14 protein-coding genes are annotated in these 18796 nt (G+C 41.6%); 11 read left to right on the top strand and 3 right to left on the bottom strand.

The genetic code is table 11. The annotated features are described in order from the left end of the window. Positions 1–9: 9 nt before the first annotated feature. Complete coding sequence (locus QUD85_RS03325; RefSeq protein ID WP_093327913.1) at positions 10–1425, top strand: FAD-dependent oxidoreductase; 1416 nt, start codon at positions 10–12, stop codon at positions 1423–1425. 143 nt (positions 1426–1568) lie between these two features. Here the strand turns inward: QUD85_RS03325 and QUD85_RS03320 are convergent, their stop codons facing one another. Together QUD85_RS03320 and QUD85_RS03315 are read right to left on the bottom strand one after the other, a co-directional pair. Then, complete coding sequence (locus QUD85_RS03320) at positions 1569–1934, bottom strand: hypothetical protein (protein ID WP_093327915.1); 366 nt, start codon at positions 1932–1934, stop codon at positions 1569–1571. Between the two features lie 206 nt (positions 1935–2140). Then, positions 2141–4036, bottom strand: a complete 1896-nt coding sequence (locus QUD85_RS03315; protein ID WP_093327917.1) for a beta-ketoacyl synthase — start codon at positions 4034–4036, stop codon at positions 2141–2143. Positions 4037–4143: 107 nt separating this feature from the next. Here QUD85_RS03315 and QUD85_RS03310 point away from each other — a divergent pair, with 107 nt between their 5' ends. Together QUD85_RS03310 and QUD85_RS03305 are read left to right on the top strand one after the other, a co-directional pair. Beyond that, complete coding sequence (locus QUD85_RS03310; protein ID WP_093327920.1) at positions 4144–5136, top strand: GlxA family transcriptional regulator; 993 nt, start codon at positions 4144–4146, stop codon at positions 5134–5136. A 151-nt stretch (positions 5137–5287) separates the two neighbouring features. Continuing rightward, on the top strand, positions 5288–6406 hold the full coding sequence (locus tag QUD85_RS03305) for a beta-ketoacyl-ACP synthase III (protein WP_093327921.1): 1119 nt from the start codon (positions 5288–5290) through the stop codon (positions 6404–6406). 67 nt (positions 6407–6473) lie between these two features. Here QUD85_RS03305 and QUD85_RS03300 read toward each other — a convergent pair whose 3' ends face one another. After that, complete coding sequence (locus QUD85_RS03300) at positions 6474–6785, bottom strand: ArsR/SmtB family transcription factor (RefSeq protein WP_093327923.1); 312 nt, start codon at positions 6783–6785, stop codon at positions 6474–6476. Between the two features lie 110 nt (positions 6786–6895). Here QUD85_RS03300 and QUD85_RS03295 point away from each other — a divergent pair, with 110 nt between their 5' ends. From QUD85_RS03295 to aceF, 8 genes are all read left to right on the top strand, one after another. After that, positions 6896–9433 carry an efflux RND transporter permease subunit gene (locus QUD85_RS03295; RefSeq protein WP_093327925.1) on the top strand — a complete coding sequence of 846 codons (2538 nt, stop codon included), beginning with the start codon at positions 6896–6898 and terminating at the stop codon, positions 9431–9433. Between the two features lie 9 nt (positions 9434–9442). After that, on the top strand, positions 9443–10240 hold the full coding sequence (locus QUD85_RS03290) for an outer membrane lipoprotein-sorting protein (protein ID WP_093327926.1): 798 nt from the start codon (positions 9443–9445) through the stop codon (positions 10238–10240). A 29-nt stretch (positions 10241–10269) separates the two neighbouring features. After that, complete coding sequence (locus QUD85_RS03285; protein WP_093327928.1) at positions 10270–11553, top strand: hypothetical protein; 1284 nt, start codon at positions 10270–10272, stop codon at positions 11551–11553. A gap of 10 nt (positions 11554–11563) precedes the next feature. Further along, positions 11564–11785 (top strand): YgaP family membrane protein, encoded by a 222-nt coding sequence (locus tag QUD85_RS03280; protein ID WP_093327929.1) that lies wholly within the window; start codon positions 11564–11566, stop codon positions 11783–11785. 91 nt (positions 11786–11876) lie between these two features. Next, entirely contained in the window at positions 11877–12497 is a 621-nt protein-coding gene (locus QUD85_RS03275; protein WP_093327931.1) for a dUTP diphosphatase, read from the top strand. Between the two features lie 601 nt (positions 12498–13098). After that, positions 13099–13869, top strand: coding sequence for a pyruvate dehydrogenase complex transcriptional repressor PdhR (pdhR, locus tag QUD85_RS03270; protein WP_093327932.1), 771 nt, complete (start codon positions 13099–13101; stop codon positions 13867–13869). Positions 13870–13971: 102 nt separating this feature from the next. Beyond that, complete coding sequence (gene aceE / locus QUD85_RS03265; protein ID WP_093327934.1) at positions 13972–16647, top strand: pyruvate dehydrogenase (acetyl-transferring), homodimeric type; 2676 nt, start codon at positions 13972–13974, stop codon at positions 16645–16647. A gap of 24 nt (positions 16648–16671) precedes the next feature. Continuing rightward, on the top strand, positions 16672–18660 hold the full coding sequence (gene aceF / locus QUD85_RS03260; RefSeq protein ID WP_093327935.1) for a dihydrolipoyllysine-residue acetyltransferase: 1989 nt from the start codon (positions 16672–16674) through the stop codon (positions 18658–18660). Positions 18661–18796 lie beyond the last annotated feature (136 nt).

The following is an 18796-nucleotide window of genomic DNA, read 5'->3' as shown; positions in this document are numbered from 1 at the left end:
GAAACAGATATGAGTAACAATGTTTATCAATTTTTAGACGTAAAACGTATCGATCCGCCAAAGAAGCCAATCGATACACGTAAAATTGATTTCGTCGAAATATATGAACCAATGAGCAGCGAGCAAAGCCAAGGTCAGGCTGATCGCTGCTTAGATTGCGGTAACCCTTATTGTGAATGGAAATGTCCAGTACACAATTACATTCCGCAATGGTTAGAGCTGGTAACGCAAGACAAAATTATGGAAGCGGCAGATCTTTGTCACGAAACAAACTCTTTGCCAGAAATGTGCGGCAGGGTTTGTCCGCAGGACAGATTATGTGAATCCGCTTGTACGCTAAACGATGAGTTTGGTGCGGTTACCATAGGTAATATTGAAAAATACATTACTGATACCGCCATGGCGATGGGTTGGAAACCAGATCTTTCTAACGTCGTTAAGGTCGGTAAACGTGTAGCCATTATCGGCGCTGGTCCAGCGGGGCTTGCTTGTGCGGACGTATTAACACGAAACGGTGTTGACTGTGTTGTTTACGACAGACATAGCGAAATTGGCGGCCTGTTAACCTTTGGTATCCCTTCGTTCAAACTTGAAAAAGAAGTGATCAAAAAGCGTCGCGAAATTTTTGAAGGCATGGGTATTGAATTTGTGCTTAACACCAATGTTGGCAGCGATATTAGCTTTGAAGAAATCAGTAATGAATATGATGCTGTCTTCCTAGCATTAGGCACATACAAAGATATGACGGGTGGATTTGAACATGAATCAGCGCCTGGCGTATATAACGCACTAGACTTTTTAATTGCCAACACACAACACATCATGGGCGTTACCGAAGGCGCTAAGCCATACGTTAATTTCTCAGGCAAGAAAGTGGTTGTGCTAGGTGGCGGCGATACAGCGATGGACTGTGTGCGTTCTTCAATTAGACAGGGCGCCACTAGCGTGACTTGTGCCTATCGACGTGACGAAGCCAACATGCCTGGTTCGCCAAGAGAAGTACAAAACGCTAAAGAAGAAGGTGTTAATTTTGAATTTAACATTCAACCACTTGATATTGCCGTTGATGATAATGGCAATGCGATTGGCGTTAAATTTGTTAAAACACAACTTGGTCAACCTGATGCAAATGGTCGAAGAAGCCCGGAAGCGATTGAAGGTAGCGAGTTTGTTATGGAAGCAGATGCCGTTGTTATCGCCTTTGGTTTCCAACCGAGTCCTCCACAGTGGATGGTTGACGCAGGTGTAGAAATTGATGCTAAAGGGCGCGTTGTTGCAGTGGATAATAGTGAGTTTGCGTTGCAAACAAGCAACAAAAACATCTTCGCCGGCGGCGATATGGTGTTAGGCTCTGATCTGGTAGTCACAGCCATAGATCAAGGTCGAAAAGCAGCAATCGGTGTCCTCGATTATTTACTAAGTTAGTTTTAACACTAATTCATGAAAAAGCCCGCTAGTTAATCACTGCGGGCTTTTTTTATAAAGAAACTAAGTACTAAGGATTGTTTGCTACAGGGCAAGGGGTTCGAGCTACGTGATAAAAGATATCAAGTTCCTCGTACCTGTTACTAATTAGGTTTATTCGCGGAATATTGCACAAGGCCAATCAAAAATTGTACGGCGCCAATGACGACTGCACCATAGGCCACAACGTATGTACCACCGCCACTAGCTGCGCTATATGTCGCTCCAGTCACAGCAAGCCCACCTAAGCACCATAAAGCACCTATACCAATATTTTTCTTACTAGCTTCGAACTTTTGTTGCTTGCGCACTTTTTCTAAATCTGACACAACAAAATTGGCAGATTCAGTATCGACTCCCTGCTCAACCAATGAATGAACAATATCATCTCGTGATTTGCCATTTTTCATCAGGACGGCTGCATGGTTATAGATTTGATTGACTAATTCATCTTGTGCTTCTTGACTCATTGTTATTCCTTTTCTTATGTGAGTAATACAGACATATCAAGTACAACTAACACCACAAAGGTGGTTATTTTTCGTACTAACAAAACCTATTAAACCTAATTTATAAACAATTTTCCAATAATAAACATAGATTTATATGAACCTAAATAAAAAATGGCGTAAATTAACATTACGCCATTTCCTTTTTGTCATCTTGCGTATAACAACTACATCATATCGCCGTAAGGGTTGTCCTGAGGTAGTTCAATTGCATGCTTAAATTCAGGAATCGTTAGCTGTTTTTGATCTAATTGAATGCCGGCTTCATCAATCATGCCTTTACCAAAACGATAAATTAAATCAAATTGTGCATTATCAGCTGCTGATTTATAGGCCATGCGCTGCGCCTGTGTTTTTTCTAATTTAACTGCATAATCAGACAACGCCTGCTCACTATAACGTTTCGCCAGCATTTGAGAGACAACTTTACCCGATAGCATCGGCGCAGTTGCATTATTGCCGCCAAAACCTTTTGAATTGATAAACGCAACATCCATATCAGGACACTGCCAATGATCCAATGCAATGTTGAGGTGTTGATCATATACGTCAGAAGCAACCTCATCGATTGTAGTAACGCCTGGCATAATGTTTTCTTCAAACACGCCAGCTGCAAGCGCTACCTGATCGCCACTTGCTGGTCCTATGGTATGGCCAACAAATGCTTTTGGCGCTACTACGGGCCAATTTTCGATACCGAATGATTCAGCCACTAAGTGAAATATATGTGATTCCGTTACGCGGTTTGCCGGTGTACTCGAACCATGGGCCATGACAAAGCTTCGCTGCTGGATCGATTCTTCACCTAACATAGCTTTTGACAGTGCTACCGATTTAGCCATAGTAATGTAGTTACCAGGTCCCGGTGCGGTAATTGATTTCTTAACACCATCAGCGTTAACAAACACGTCTGGAATAGCACCATGAATATGTGCACCTAGTTCAACAGCTAAGGCATCGTCCATAAGCACAACATACTGCGCACCTTCGCCAATAGTGAATCCACAGTTTTTACCAAATGGGCGACTTGTTTTACGCCAGTTTGCTTCTGTCGCACCATCAAGCTTTTTCAGATTCTCTTCATTCGCTAAGGCACTCATATTGCAAAAGCCTTCGATAACCTCTTGCGTAATAGCACATTCACTACTACCTGCAATTGCAACGCGAACGCGACCTGCTTGAATATCTTGTACAGCAGCTTTGAGGTTGTATAGGAAGGTAGCGCACGCTCCAGAAGACGTAAACGTAGTACCGACATTACCGGTTACGTAGGCATTAATAAAATCTGTCGGCATGGTGTTTAGACCAAGTGCCAAATTTTTGGTCGTTACGCGATCGCCCTTCATACGATTTTTAATTAAACCACCAAAACCTTCTGACTGCATTTGGCCGGCAACTGACGAAGAATAGACACCGATATGGTCGGGTGATACCTGATCAACAATAACGTCCCAATCAATACCTGTAGAACGGATTGCATCTGTGGCGGCAAAAATTGTCGCTTGTAAACCTCTTGGTTGGTAACGACTGTTGTACATTGTTGATATATCTAAACCGCTAGGTAATTGCCCTGCGGCTTTGATCGGATTGTCCATGTAACTGTCGTGTTTGATAAGCAATGACTCTGTTATCTCAACAGAAACCATGCCATCACCAATGTCATTCACAACCCAGCTACTTGGCGTTGGCTGCGGTAATTCTTTGGCTTTTACGTTAAAAGTAATTGCACCATCTTTTGGTGATAAAGCCATTGATCGTTGCCAATGTGTCGCGTCAACATCAAAATGTGTTTTTTCTATACGACGGATTAATGTGCCTTCTAAAATATCTTGTTTAAAGGCCGCTTCAATTTCATCCGCTTGATATGCCTTACCCTCCGCATCAACGTATTGTTCACCATCGAAGCTAACTAAATTCATTAAACAGGCCAGCCCTACAAAGGTTTCTTGTCTTGCCGTATCAGTTAATTTATCGATAACAATGCGGCGGAAAGCCTGGTTAAACGAGGTGCGACCGGCGGCATTAATACCACCCATGCCAACAATAAGAGGTAACGCTTTCATAAAAATCCTAAAAGAATGATGAGACAGCTAAATACTAACGGCTGAGATCTTGACTTTATCAGCCAAAAAAGACAAAAATTAAGACAAAAAGGACAAAAGTGCACAAAATGGTCGAAGATACGATTAACGTCGCATTGGTGCTGTATGATGACATGCTAGCCACAAGCGCAAGTTTACCGGTAGAAATGCTGCGCGCAGGAGAAGCGATAGCAAGGCGTACAGATAAAAACGCTAAAAGATTAAATGTGCAAATGCTGGCAGAAAACGATGCACCGGTATCTACCAGAGCGCTGATTAGATTAGTGCCTGAAACAACCTTCGAGCATAGTGAAAAGGCTGATTTTATTTTCATACCAAGCCTATGGCGAAATCCCAGGCCGCTTATTAAGCAGCACCCTAAACTGATTCATTGGCTTGAACAAAGTTGGCAACAAGGGGCAACACTCATTGGCGGCGGCACTGGCGTGTGTTTTATTGCTGAAACGGGATTACTCGATGGCAGAGCTGCGACTACTCATTGGCATTATGTCGAACAGTTTAAACGCAGTTATCCATTGGTCGACTTAAAACCTGATTTTTTTATCACGCAATCCCAACGCATATATTGTGCAGCGAGCTTAAATGCATTAGGTGATATCATCGTGCACTTAATCGCGCAAATCTATGGCGATAAGGCAGCACGCCAAGTAGAGCTTAATTTTTCTCACGAGATCAGGAAACCATACGAAGAACAACGCTATCTTGAAGGGGTAGGAGATCGGCACCCAGATGAATTGATTGCGCAAATTCAATTTTGGATGCAGCAAAATATGTCATCCCCCGAAGATATCGAATCACTGGCTTCTCAATTTAATGTCAGCGCTCGAACTTTGTCCCGCAGATTCAAACAAGCAACAGGCAATTCTTTGCTCTCTCATTGGCAGCAGCTTCGTATAGAGCTTGCTAAAGACTTGCTCAGCTCTACTAATCTATCTATTCAGGAAATTGCCTTGGAAGTAGGTTATCAAGATCAAAGTTACCTTACCCGCTTATTCAAAAGACAACTAGATCAAACGCCCAGTGAATACAGGAAACGCGTTAGAAAAAAACTGTTTGGCTAACTAGCAAACAGATGACTCATGATTTTTTTATCAAGCTATAACGAATCCAAAGGTTACAGATTGATACCGGCTTAATTCCTGCTTTTTATCGGCTTTTTTATCGAATTTCGGTATACTTAACTTCATTATATGCGTAAAAGAAAAAATTTAGATGGCTATAGTAATTAGTGGAAGTGGCTTATTTACGCCACCAAACAAAATATCCAATGACGAACTTGTTGCCTCCTTTAACAAGTTTGTAGACGAATTCAATGCAACCAATCAAGACGCTATTGCAGCCGGCGACATTGAAGCACTGAAACATTCCTCAAGCGAATTCATCGAAAAAGCGTCAGGCATTAAAAATCGCCATATTATGTTTAAAGAAGGCGTACTTGATACCAACATTATGCACCCAATTATTCCACAGCGTGGAAATGACGAGATTTCTTACCAAGCAGAAATGGGGGTTGCAGCCGCCAAACAAGCGCTCGAAAATGCCAATGTTGCGGCAGAGGATATCGATCTTGTGATTGTCGCTTGTTCATATACTGAACGAGCATATCCGGCAATTGCCATCGAAATACAACAAGCTTTAGGTTGTAATGGTTGGGCTTATGACTCTCTCGTCGCTTGTTCTTCAGCTACTTTCGGTATTATGAACGCTATGGGCGCAATTCACGCCGGTACGGCAAACAAAGTGCTGGTAGTGAACCCTGAATTTATCATGGCGCAGTTAAACTACAAAGATCGAGATAGTCACTTTATTTTCGGTGATGTCGCCACAGCTGTTGTCATAGAACGTGAGGAAGATGCAAAAGGTAAACACTGTTTCAGAATATTGTCGCAGCAACCTATGACGACCTTTTCTAACAACATTAGAAGTAACTTTGGTATTGCCAACCAATGCGACCCTGATTCGCAATTTTCCGACGATAAGTATTTTGTTCAGCAAGGCCGCAAGGTATTTAAAGAAGTATTGCCCATGGTCTATAAGCTCATTGACGACCAAATGGCGGCAAACAATTTAACGTCTGCAGACTTAAAGCGTGTGTTTTTGCATCAAGCTAACATTAATATGAACAACTTCGTTGCTCGCAAAATTTTCGGGCGTGATCCTGAGGCACATGAAGCACCAACAATTTTAGATGAGTATGCAAATACCGCCTCAGCAGGTTCTATCGTTGCTTTCCATAAACACCATGATGATATGGTGAGGGGTGACAAAGCCATTATTTGCTCGTTTGGCGCAGGTTACTCAGCAGGCTGTTTGGTGATAGAGCACACCTAATAATCGGCACCTACCCTACGCCGCCACGTGCAAACAAAAAAGCCAGTTAATGTATAACTGGCTTTTTTTATGGGCAAAATGTCTGCTGTAAATGCGTTATTACTGATACTACATTTGAATCAGCGATAGAATAATATATCGTTTGTGATTCTCGCCTAGTTTTTACCAGACCATCTTGTCTCAGTCTTGCAAGATGTTGTGACAAACTAGACTGACTTAAATCTATTTCTGTATTTAACTGACTCACCGACATCTCTTGTTCGCCCAGGTAACACAGGATCAATAATCTATTTTCATTACTCAGTGCCTTTAGTAAGGCAGCTGCATTAGTCGCATTCTCCCGCATTTGCGCTATATCTATGTTGGATTGCTTTGGCATATTGATACCCTCTTTAAGTCAAGACTTGATTTTATATTAGAAAGTGCTAATATTCAACTTATATTAGAAAATGCTAATGTAAAAATTAGCATACGGGATAGGAAAATTTCATGTATAGCCGCCTTCTTCAATTTGTTATGACCAAACCAAAAGTTGTTTATAGCATTTTACTTATTGCCGTCATCACCGCTGTAGCGATGATTCCTAATTTAAATATAGATACCGATCCAGAGAACATGTTGAGCGAAAACGCGCCTGCACGAGTTTTCCATAACGAAACTAAAAACACGTTTGCTATGCGCGATATGATTGTTGTCGGTGCGGTAAGTAATTCAAGTATATTCACTCCTGCGCACTTACAAACATTGCATACGTTATCAGCTGAAATAGAAAAACTTGATGGTGTTATTGTGGATGATTTACTTTCGCTTAGCGCAGTAGACAACATACGCCAGGAAGAAGGAGGCGGTATTCGTTTTGAATACTTGATGAAAGAGGCACCAACGTCGCAAGCTGCAAGTAATGAAATTCAAGGCTTCGTAAAGCGCCTGCCTATGCTAGACAATACGTTAGTATCAGGTGACGATTTAGCAATCGCTATATATGTGCCTATCGAGTCGAAAGATTTAAGTTATCAAATTGCTGAACAAGTACGTGCTATTACGGCTTCGATTAATTCCGATTTAGACTTTCATATAACTGGTTTACCGGTAGCTGAAGACCAGTTTGGCGTTGAAATGTTTATACAAATGGGGGTCGCCGCTCCGATGGCTGGCGCCGCAATTTTTTTCTTACTTTGGTACTTCTTTAGAAATATCCCACTAATCATTGCGCCTATGGTTGTCGCCATGGCAACCGTTCTTATTATTATGGGTAGTCTTATTGGCATGGGTTTTACTGTGCATATTATGTCTTCAATGATCGCTATATTTTTAATGCCTATAGCGGTAGTAGACTCGGTGCATGTGTTGTCTGAATTTGCCGATAACTATAAAAAAGATGACGATCCCAAAACTGTCGTCACACAAGTGATGAAACATTTGTACACCCCAATGCTCTTTACTTCAATTACTTCCGCTATCGGGTTTTACTCACTGTTGCTCACGCCAATTCCACCAGTAAAAGTCTTTGGTGCATTTATTGGTACCGGTATTTTATTAGCTTTTTTCATTACAATTACTTACCTACCAGCGTACATTTCTCGTTTGAGCCCTGCAAACTTAGCGAAATTGCAGGAAGCGGTAACTAGAATGGAACAAAAAGGCCTACTGTCTAATGCCCTAGAAAAACTCGGTAAGTTTGCTCGCAGCAAGGTTGTCGCGATTATTTTAGTTTTTCTAACGCTACTTGCGGTAAGTATCCAAGGTATTACTAAAATCGAGATAAACGATAATCCGGTGAATTGGTTCAAATCAAATCATGAGATTCGTGTTGCTGACAGCGTGCTTAACGAGCACTTTGCCGGTACGTACGATGCCTGGCTAGTTCTGCAAGCACCTCCTGCTGACAATAAGCAGACTTTCGCTGCTTTCAATCAAGCTTTAATAGCGCTAAATGAACATGGTGTTGATACAACGGCTATCCAAAATCAATTTGAAGCGGATAACAAGCAGTTTAGTCAGAGCCTATTAGTGGCTATCGATGATTTAGCGTTTGAAGTTGAAGACGAACAAGCAGATCAAGTAACGGCATTATACGATTTAGTAGAAGCTGAAATGAGTAAAAACAAACTCTTCTTAAATCCTGCGATGCTTAATTGGATGGGACAACTTCAAAATGAATTAGTCGCAACAGGCCTTATTGGCAAGGCAAACGGCTTAAGCGACATTGTGAAAACGGTTAACCGCGAACTTAATAGTGGCGAGCAAAAAGACTTTGTGATCCCCAATAGCAGTGATGCAGTTGCGCAAACTTTATTGCAGTATCAGTCTTCACACAGACCACAAGACTTATGGCACTTTGTTACCACTGATTATCAGCAATCTTTGTTATGGCTTCAAATGACCAGTGGTGATAATCAGCACACAACAAAAGTCGTAGCCTGGGTAGAAGGTTACATAGCTAACAATCCGGCTCCTATGGCTATTGAATATGATTGGGCAGGTAAATCTTACCTTAATATCGTCTGGCAAGATGCTATGGTGAGCGGCATGATGGAAAGCTTACTATCGTCGTTCGTGATTGTATTTATCATGATGGTACTGCTATTTAGATCGCTTAAGTACGGTCTATTAGCGATGATGCCTTTAACCTTTACTATCACTATGATTTACGGCCTTATTGGCTGGTTTGGCAAAGCATATGACATGCCAATTGCGGTACTTTCTGCGCTAACGCTTGGTCTATCTGTAGATTTCGCTATCCACTTTTTACAACGCGCTAGAGAGCTAGAAAGAGAAACGGGAAGCTTAACTCAAGCTTTAATTTTAATGTTTGAAGAACCAAGTAAAGCTATTTCCCGCAATGCCATTGTTATTGCAATAGGCTTTACCCCTCTTTTACTTTCGCCATTGGTACCCTACATCACAGTCGGCTTTTTCTTAGCAAGCATTATGGCGTTGTCGGCATTGGTAACTCTCGTGTTGCTGCCAGCACTATTGGTAGTAACACAAGGTAAAAAACGTGCTGACATATCAAATACACTATAGGAGTAGAAAATGAATACTTTTATTAAAACACTAGCAACTTTTGGTTTAATGACCGCCACTATATTCAGTGCTCAAGCTTCTGATCTAAGTGACGTGAATGAAATCATAAAACAGTCTAATTTAGTCTCTTACTATGCCGCTGACGACGGCAGTGCTCAAGCCCGTATGATCATCGTTGACGCTAACGGCAATAAGCAAATGCGTCAATTCACCATTCTGAGAAAAGATGTAGAGGATTTGGGTAATCAGGACATGTTAGTTTTCTTCTCTCGTCCTACAGATGTCAAAGGCACCGTATTTCGTGTACGAAAAAATACGGTTGGTGACGATGATAGGTGGTTATATTTACCCGCTTTAGATCTTGTTAAACGGATTTCTGCTGGTGACAAGCGTACTTCTTTTGTTGGTGCACACTTTTACTATGAAGATGTATCTGGTCGTAACCCAAATGAAGATAACTTTGTATTAAAAGAAACAACAGATTCACATTATGTGGTTGAAGCTAAACCAAAAGATCCTAAGTCGGTTGAATTTGCTTATTACCTCGCACACATCAACAAACAAACATTTATCCCTATGCACGTGACCTATTATAACGAGCAAGGTAAAGCAATACGCAAAATGGATGTGCTTAGAACAAAAGAAGTCCAAGGGCATGCTACTGTGTTGCATTCAAAGATAACCAATTTAAATGACAACAGTTACACAGAAATGCAATTTAGAAATGTAAAGTATGACGTAGGCTTGCCAGAAAGTGTTTTCACTGAAAGAAGCTTAAGAAACCCTCCTAAAAAGTGGTTGAACTAACAGCTTCATATACGCGGAGATTTTTGAACGTGACTATCAGAAAATTAAGCGCAATTGCATTAGCCATGCTAATTAGCTTTACGGCATTTAGTGAGGATGAAAAGTGGGAAGACGACTGGGGTGATGACCAATGGGAAGATGAGGTCCAGTCACCTTGGTCTTATTCTGGCTTTCTCGAGGCTGGACAAGGGCTATTTATCCACGACAATATAGTGGCTTCGCAATCATCACTTAGTGAACTGAGAGCGCGCTTGGATCTAAACTATAGCGGGGATAGTTTCGAATTAACGGCGAAAGGCGATTTACTTTACGACAACGTGCTCGAGGATACTTTATGGCAAACGCGCGAGTTAAGTTTCGCTGCGAGTCCTTTTTCAGCGCTTGATGTAAAGCTTGGACGTCAAGTACTTACTTGGGGAACAGGTGACTACCTATTTTTAAATGACTTGTTTCCCAAAGATTGGCAGTCTTTTTTTGCAGGTCGTGACGACGAATATTTGAAGGCGCCTTCCGATAGCTTGCGCCTAACAAGCTACTATAAATCGTTTACACTAGACTTTGCATATACCTACAAACTAGCACCTGATTTATATTTAAATGGCGAGCGATTTGCATTCTACTCGCCAGCTGACGGCACTAACATAGCGCCAGGTGATGCATTTATTGTAGATCAAACGGATGACCCACAATTTAGTGCAAGACTTGCTACATCTATTAGTGGCGTTGAAGTTGCGCTCTATGGTTACAAAGGGTTTTGGACATCACCCCTTGGTGTAAATGAGCAAGGTATTCCCTACTTTCCTGAAATGAATAGTTGGGGCGCAAGTGCACTATCACCGCTAGGTGGTGGCATATTTAATGTCGAATACTCCTTCTATAACAGTGTCGAAGATAGCAATGGAAGTAATCCTTCCATTGCCAATAGCCAGTCCCGCTTCCTAACTGGTTATGAGTTTGAAGCTGTTAAAAATTTAACGCTTGGATTGCAATATTACGTCGAATTTACCCATGATTATGACAACTATATTGCAAGCCATCCAAATGTTGCTGAAGCCGTAGATGAATACCGTCATATGCTGACAACTCGACTGCGTTATTCAGCAATGCAACAAAAGCTGACCCTTAATTTATTTGTCTTCTATTCGCCAAGCGATAAAGATGCTTACTTTAAACCATCAGTCACCTACCGCTATGACGATAACGTGTCCCTGTCTGCAGGGGCAAATGTTTTTCAAGGCAAACAATTACATACTTTCTTTGGCCAACACGAAGACAACTCAAATGTATGGTTAAGAGCACGATTTAATTATTAGGAGGTTCAAAATGAATACTTTATCTGTAGAAAATGCGGTGTTCCGTTTCGCCGGCATTATGGTACTCATCTCATTAGCATTAACGACTTGGGTTCACCCTAATTTTGCATACTTTACTGCATTTATTGGTTTAAACATGTTTCAATTTTCTTTTTCAGGATTTTGCCCAGCAGCAACTGTTTTTAAAAAGTTGGGGCTAAAAACAAATGCACAGTTAGCAATGCAAAAATAAAGCGTTAATGTATCTTTGTCGGGTTGTTTGTCGTGCCATAACAAGGCAAACTATCGACATAGATTTTTTTATATTATGAGAAGCAAAGTCAATGTCTAACGCTGTAAGTCAAATCCGTCAAATGCTCTCCATGCAGGATGCTATGAACACGAGAGTAAGCGACACATGGCGAGAAAATGGTTATGAATGGTATCGTGCCATTTGGGTCGAGTGTGCCGAAATGTTAGATCACCATGGTTGGAAGTGGTGGAAACATCAAGAATGTGACGTACCGCAAGTTCAACTTGAATTGGTTGATATATTTCATTTTGGTTTAAGCCTGCGCTTAATGACAGGTGAAAGCGTAGATAGCATTGCAACCTCGTTAGCTATTGAACTTGAAACTGCAAATAAAGAAAGTGATTTCAAAATAGCGCTAGAAACTTTAGCATCAAACGCAGTAACAAATAAGGCATTTGATGGCGCATCGTTTGCAAATTGTATGCAACTAATGAATATGGATTTAGATGAGTTATTTAGACAATACGTTGGCAAAAATACACTAAACTTTTTCCGTCAAGATCACGGCTACAAGGATGGCAGCTACATTAAAATTTGGCATGGTAAAGAAGATAATGAAGTCCTTGCCGACGCTGTAGCAACTTTAGATACTTCAGCACAAGATTTTCAACAGCAAGTCTATCAAGCATTAGAGTCAGCTTATCCTGACTAGCTAATAAATATAGCTAAACACGTGTTCTATATAGTGCCAATTGAATAAACGTTCAATTGGCACTTTTTATTCATGACGGCTTAATTTATGTCATGGTTCTGACAAAGACTGTCTAAGTATTTTACAGTAGCTTCACGGCGCTAGTTTTTAATCTTTTAATTTCAACTAGTTAAACTTCTTGGCACATTATTGGCATCTAACACGCGCTTGAGTTGTTCTTTGGACTACGCTCTGTAGTTATTGAGCCTCTAATTCGATTATCAGGCTAGAGTTGCAACGGTTCTAGCATTTGCTTTTCCGTACAACTCTATCTAGCACAGTGGGTAAAATTGCTAACCAGGCCCACTGTGCTTCCTCATCTTTTCAATTACATAAATTGCGTGATTCTTTCTCTCAATATTGGTCTTACCATTGTGTTTATTAGTGGTTCTACCAGTTTAAAAACAACAAAAATGTTTTGCTATTGATCGAATATTCAACTAGTTTTGTTTTACTTTTAAGGCATATTTTGCTAATTTAGTATGCACAATTGATTAATGGTCTTACCATTTTACCAATTATAAAAATAGTAAAATTAAGCCATAAATAAGAACGTACAGCCATGAGCCAGCTTAAAAAGCCCGTAAAACAAGCAAAATTATCTGACGTTATTCTAGCTGAGCTAGAAGCAATGATAATCGAAGGTAGTTTAAAAGCAGGTGAAAAACTGCCGGCAGAGCGAGAGCTTGCAAAACAATTTGAAGTGTCACGACCTTCATTGCGAGAGGCAATTCAAAAGTTGGAAGCAAAAGGATTAGTGGTACGTAAACAAGGTGGTGGTACGTTTGTTAAAGACACCATATTAACTGGTTTATCAGATCCTTTATTTGAATTAATGGCGCATCATGGTGAATCCCAGTTTGATTTGTTGGAGTTTCGACATGGTGTAGAAGGTATGTCGGCATACTACGCTGCGATGCGTGGCACGGCTGCCGATTACCAAGAGATTCAAGTTAAGCATGATGCTATTGGTACGGCACAGCTAGAGCAAGATGTGCAAAAAGAGGCAGAAGCAATCTTAGGATTCCATCTCGCTATCTGCGCTGCGTCCCATAACGCGGTTATTTTGCAGGTTGCGCGCAGCATAGCACCGCTGCTTGTAGAAAACATTGCAAAGAATTTGGCCATGTTGTCGAAGCACCCAGAAGTGTTTAGTCGCATGACCGACTACAGAGAACGATTGTTGAATGCGATCTTGTCAAAAGAGCCCCAGAAGGCCTGGGGAGCAAGTCATCGTCATTTAACATTTATTGAAGAAGCCTTATTAAAGTCGAACGAAGAAAAGAGCCGATTAGAGCGCTCTATTCGCCGTATTCAACGTAAAAGCTTCTAGCGTACAAATATTTAGCTGATTTAAGGATATTTTTCAGAGTTTAACTATCCTTAAAAGCAGTTTTGAAAAATTTAATAAAAACTATCGAGGACACTACCTATTATGTCTGAGCAAAATAACATCGATATCGATGCACTAGAAACACAGGAATGGCTCGAATCTTTAGATTCAGTATTAGAAAATGAAGGCCCAGAGCGTGCTCATTTCATTCTTGAAAAACTCATCGATCAAGCAAGACGTCGCGGTACTCATTTACCGTTCGATGCAACCACCGCTTATGTAAATACAATTCCACCGGGGCAAGAACCAAACATGCCTGGCGATTTAACAATCGAAGCGCGCATCCGTGCTGCTATCCGTTGGAATGCAATGATGCTTGTACTTAGAGCATCAAAGAAAGACTTAGAACTAGGTGGCCATATTGGTAGTTTCGCTTCTTCTGCAATGCTTTATGATGTTGGTTTTAACCACTTCTTTAAAGCACCAACAGAAACAAGTGGCGGTGACTTTATCTTTGCACAAGGTCATATTTCACCGGGCATCTATAGCCGTGCATTCTTAGAAGGTCGCCTTACTGAATCTCAAATGGACAAGTTCCGCCAAGAAGTTGATGGTGACGGTCTATCTTCATATCCGCACCCTCACTTAATGCAAGACTTTTGGCAATTCCCGACTGTTTCAATGGGTTTAGGTCCTCTACAAGCAATCTATACAGCACGTTTCTTGAAATATCTTACTGACCGTGGCATCAAAGATTGTTCTGATCAACGCGTATACTGTTTCCTTGGTGACGGTGAAACAGACGAGCCAGAAGCACTAGGTGCATTAGGTTTAGCATCTCGTGAAAGCTTGGACAACTTAACTTTCATCATCAACTGTAACCTGCAACGTTTAGATGGTCCTGTTCGTGGTAACGGTAAGATTATCCAAGAATTGGAAGGTACATTTAGAGGTGCTGGCTGGGAAGTGACCAAAGTTATTTGGGGTAGCTACTGGGATCCATTACTTGCACGAGATACGTCAGGCAAGCTTTTACAGTTAATGAATGAAACGGTTGATGGTGAATACCAAAACTGTAAAGCAAAAGGCGGTAAATATACGCGCGAAAACTTCTTTAACAAGTACCCTGAAACGGCGGCAATGGTTGCCAATATGTCTGACGAAGACATTTGGCGTTTAAACCGTGGTGGTCATGATCCAGTTAAAGTTTACGCAGCTTACGACAAAGCGATGAAAACTAAAGGTCGCCCAACCGTTATACTTGCTAAAACAGTTAAAGGCTTTGGTCTTGGTTCAGCCGGTGAAGGTTTGAACATTGCTCACAACGTTAAGAAAATGGATTTAGAATCTGTTAAATACGTTCGCGACCGTTTCAATATTCCAGTAAGCGATGAGCAATTGGAAGATTTACCTTACTATCGTTTCCCAGAAGACAGCCCTGAATTACAATATATGAAGGCAAGACGTGAAGCATTAGGTGGTTCATTGCCTGCTCGTCGCCAACAAGCTGATGAGCAACTCGAAGTTCCTTCATTAAAAGCATTCGATGCTATTACAAAAGGCAGTGGCGACAGACAAATTTCGTCAACAATGACATTTGTTCGTGTGTTAAATGCGTTATTAAAAGACAAGAAAATTGGCAAACGTATTGTACCGATTATTCCTGACGAAGCTCGTACATTTGGTATGGAAGGCTTGTTCCGTCAAGTAGGTATTTACGCCAATGAAGGTCAAAAATATGTACCTCAAGATGCTGACCAAGTTGCCTACTACCGTGAAGACAAGAAAGGTCAAGTATTACAAGAAGGTATTAATGAACTAGGTGCAATGGCATCCTGGATTGCCTCTGGTACGTCATATTCAACGAGTAATGTGACGACTATTCCATTTTACATCTATTACTCTATGTTTGGTTTCCAACGCGTTGGCGATTTAGCATGGGCAGCTGGTGATTCTCAAGCGAAAGGATTCTTATTAGGTGCTACTGCTGGTAGAACAACACTTAATGGTGAAGGTCTGCAGCATCAAGATGGTCATTCACATGTTCAAGCAGGCCTTATTCCTAACTGTGTAACTTACGATCCAACATATGGTTATGAAGTAGCTGTCATCGTGCAAGAAGGTTTGCGCGTTATGTATGAAGAAAACAAAAATGTGTTCTACTACCTCACGCTAATGAATGAAAACTATCAGCATCCAGCAATGCCTGAAGGTAAAGATGTTGCCGATCAAATCATTAAAGGTATTTACAAACTAGATACTGTTAAACCCAAAAAAGCGGTTGCAAATGTACAGTTGATGGGTAGTGGCACTATCTTAGAACAAGTGAGAGAAGCCGCTAAGATTCTTGCTGAAGATTACAACGTATCTTCTGACGTTTACTCGGTTACTTCTTTCAATGAGCTTGCTCGTGATGGTCAAGAAGCTACGCGTTGGAACATGTTGCATCCAGAAGCAGAACAAAAGCAGCCATACATCTCAGGTGTTATCACGCCAGATGCTGGTCCTGCTATTGCTGCGACAGATTACATTAAGAACTATGCCGATCAAGTGCGTGCATATATTGATACAGACTACCGTGTACTTGGAACAGATGGCTTTGGACGCAGTGATAGCCGTGCAAACTTGCGCCGTCACTTCGAGGTTGATCAAAACTACGTAGTAGTGGCCGCATTATTTGAACTTGCTAACCGAGGCGACATTGATAAGAAAGTTGTAGCTGAAGCAATTAAGAAGTTCGATATCGATGCAGAAAAAATCAACCCGCTTTACGCGTAACTAGGCATTAGAAGAGGATAAAACATGTCTGATATTCAAAAAGTTCTAGTCCCTGATGTAGGTGGCGAAGAAGTTGAAGTTATCGAGATTTGCGCTGCTATCGGTGACAATTTAGAAGCTGAAGATGCCATTGTTACGGTTGAATCTGATAAAGCGTCTATGGATATTCCAGCACCATTCGCTGGAGAACTAACTGCACTTTCAGTGAATGTAGGTGATAAAATTTCTGAAGGCGATGTTATTGCTGAAATGAAAACAGGTGCTGGTGCTGCCACTGAAGCGGCGGCTGAAGAAGCGCCTGCTGAAACACCTGTTGAAGCACCTGCGCCAGCAGCAGCTCCTGCAGAACAACCCCCTCAAGCGTCTTCTGCAACGTCGATTATCGATGTTGCTGTGCCAGACATTGGCGGTGATGAAGATGTCGATGTTATCGATGTGCTAGTGGCTGTTGGTGATACCGTTGATGCAGAAGATGGTTTAATTACCCTTGAAACTGACAAAGCGACCATGGATGTGCCATGCCCAGAGTCAGGTACAGTTAAAGAAGTCTTTATCAAAGTTGGTGACAAAGTGTCAGAAGGCACGCTTGTTATCAAACTAGAAACTTCAGGCGGCAATACAAGCGCTGCTGAATCTGCTCCACAGCAACCAGCGGCTGCGCCTGCAGAAACACCTGCACCTGCGCCAGCTGCAGCACCTGCAGCATCAGCAATAATTGAAGTGGCTGTGCCAGACATTGGTGGCGACGAAAATGTTGATGTTATCGATGTACTTGTTGCAGCAGGTGATAGCGTTGAAGCTGAAGATGGTTTAATTACCCTTGAAACTGACAAAGCAACCATGGACGTGCCGTGTCCAGAGTCAGGTACAGTTAAAGAAGTCTTTATTAAAGTTGGTGACAAAGTGTCAGAAGGCACACTTGTTATTAAACTAGAAACTTCAGCAGCTGCTTCTGCTCAACCGGCTCAAGCAGCTCCAGCACCGGCTCCTGCTCCTGCGCCAGCTGCAGAAGCGCCTGCGCAAGCAGCTAAAAAAGCAGCACCTGTGCCACACCACCCTGCGGCAGGTGAAATCAAATCAACAGGCGCAATTTATGCGTCGCCATCGATTCGTCGCCTTGCGCGCGAATTTGGGGTTGATTTAGGCAAGGTAAAAGGTACGGGTAGAAAAGGCCGTATTAGCAAAGAAGACGTGCAATCATACGTTAAGTATGAATTATCTCGCCCTAAAGCAAATGCTGGTAGCAATGTCAGCGCTGGTGAAGGTGGCTTGCAAGTTATCGCCCAACCAAAAGTAGATTTCAGCAAGTTTGGTGAAGTTGAAGAAGTAGCGTTAACACGTATTCAAAAGATTTCAGGTCCAAACCTGCACCGCAACTGGGTAACGATTCCACATGTTACGCAATTTGAAGAAGCGGATATCACCGAAGTTGAGGCGTTCCGCAAAGAACAAAATGTTGTTTGTGAGAAGAAAAAGCTTGGTTTCAAAATTACACCGCTCGTTTTCATTATGAAAGCGGTTGCCAATGCCTTACAAGAATACCCAGTATTTAACTCTAGCTTAAGTGAAGACGGCGAACACTTAGTGATGAAAAAGTACTATCACATTGGTGTAGCTGTTGACACACCAAATGGTTTGGTAGTGCCTGTCGTTCGTGATGTTGACAAGAAAGGTATTTATGAGCTGTCAAAAGAGTTGCTAGAAATTAGTGCGAAAGCGCGTGAAGGCAAGCTAAAAGCAGCTGATATGCAAGGTAGTTGTTTCACTATTTCTAGTTTAGGTGGTATCGGCGGCACTGCATTTACGCCAATCGTTAATGCCCCAGACGTAGCAATACTTGGTGTGTCTAAATCAGAGATGAAACCAAAGTGGAATGGCAAAGACTTTGTACCAAGGTTAATGTTGCCACTGTCGCTTTCTTACGATCACCGCGTTATCGACGGCGCCGTTGCGGCAAGATTCGCTGTCCATTTGTCGGGTGTAATGACTGATATTCGTAAATTAGTATTGTAATAATATCGTCGGTAAAAGATGTATTAGCTAAAAGCTTTCATTTTTACCGACATTTATTGATTAAAATATAGCGCTTTAGGCCGTCTTTCAGTAGAATTGCCGGCCTATAAACAAACAACACATATTTTTAGTGTTT

Origin of the sequence: Thalassotalea agarivorans (assembly GCF_030295955.1) — a bacterium.
GTDB classification, from domain to species: Bacteria; Pseudomonadota; Gammaproteobacteria; order Enterobacterales; family Alteromonadaceae; genus Thalassotalea_D; species Thalassotalea_D agarivorans.
Note: the sequence above shows the minus strand (reverse complement) of the source record. Positions and strands in the feature narration are given on the sequence as shown.

Excerpts from the sequence above, each read along its gene's own strand:
- QUD85_RS03325 (WP_093327913.1), top strand. The coding sequence starts at position 10 with ATGAGTAACAATGTTTATCAATTTTTAGACGTAAAACGTATCGATCCG.
- QUD85_RS03320 (WP_093327915.1), bottom strand. The coding sequence starts at position 1,934 with ATGAGTCAAGAAGCACAAGATGAATTAGTCAATCAAATCTATAACCAT.
- QUD85_RS03315 (WP_093327917.1), bottom strand. The coding sequence starts at position 4,036 with ATGAAAGCGTTACCTCTTATTGTTGGCATGGGTGGTATTAATGCCGCC.
- QUD85_RS03310 (WP_093327920.1), top strand. The coding sequence starts at position 4,144 with ATGGTCGAAGATACGATTAACGTCGCATTGGTGCTGTATGATGACATG.
- QUD85_RS03305 (WP_093327921.1), top strand. The coding sequence starts at position 5,288 with ATGGCTATAGTAATTAGTGGAAGTGGCTTATTTACGCCACCAAACAAA.
- QUD85_RS03300 (WP_093327923.1), bottom strand. The coding sequence starts at position 6,785 with ATGCCAAAGCAATCCAACATAGATATAGCGCAAATGCGGGAGAATGCG.
- QUD85_RS03295 (WP_093327925.1), top strand. The coding sequence starts at position 6,896 with ATGTATAGCCGCCTTCTTCAATTTGTTATGACCAAACCAAAAGTTGTT.
- QUD85_RS03290 (WP_093327926.1), top strand. The coding sequence starts at position 9,443 with ATGAATACTTTTATTAAAACACTAGCAACTTTTGGTTTAATGACCGCC.
- QUD85_RS03280 (WP_093327929.1), top strand. The coding sequence starts at position 11,564 with ATGAATACTTTATCTGTAGAAAATGCGGTGTTCCGTTTCGCCGGCATT.
- QUD85_RS03275 (WP_093327931.1), top strand. The coding sequence starts at position 11,877 with ATGTCTAACGCTGTAAGTCAAATCCGTCAAATGCTCTCCATGCAGGAT.
- pdhR (WP_093327932.1), top strand. The coding sequence starts at position 13,099 with ATGAGCCAGCTTAAAAAGCCCGTAAAACAAGCAAAATTATCTGACGTT.
- aceE (WP_093327934.1), top strand. The coding sequence starts at position 13,972 with ATGTCTGAGCAAAATAACATCGATATCGATGCACTAGAAACACAGGAA.
- aceF (WP_093327935.1), top strand. The coding sequence starts at position 16,672 with ATGTCTGATATTCAAAAAGTTCTAGTCCCTGATGTAGGTGGCGAAGAA.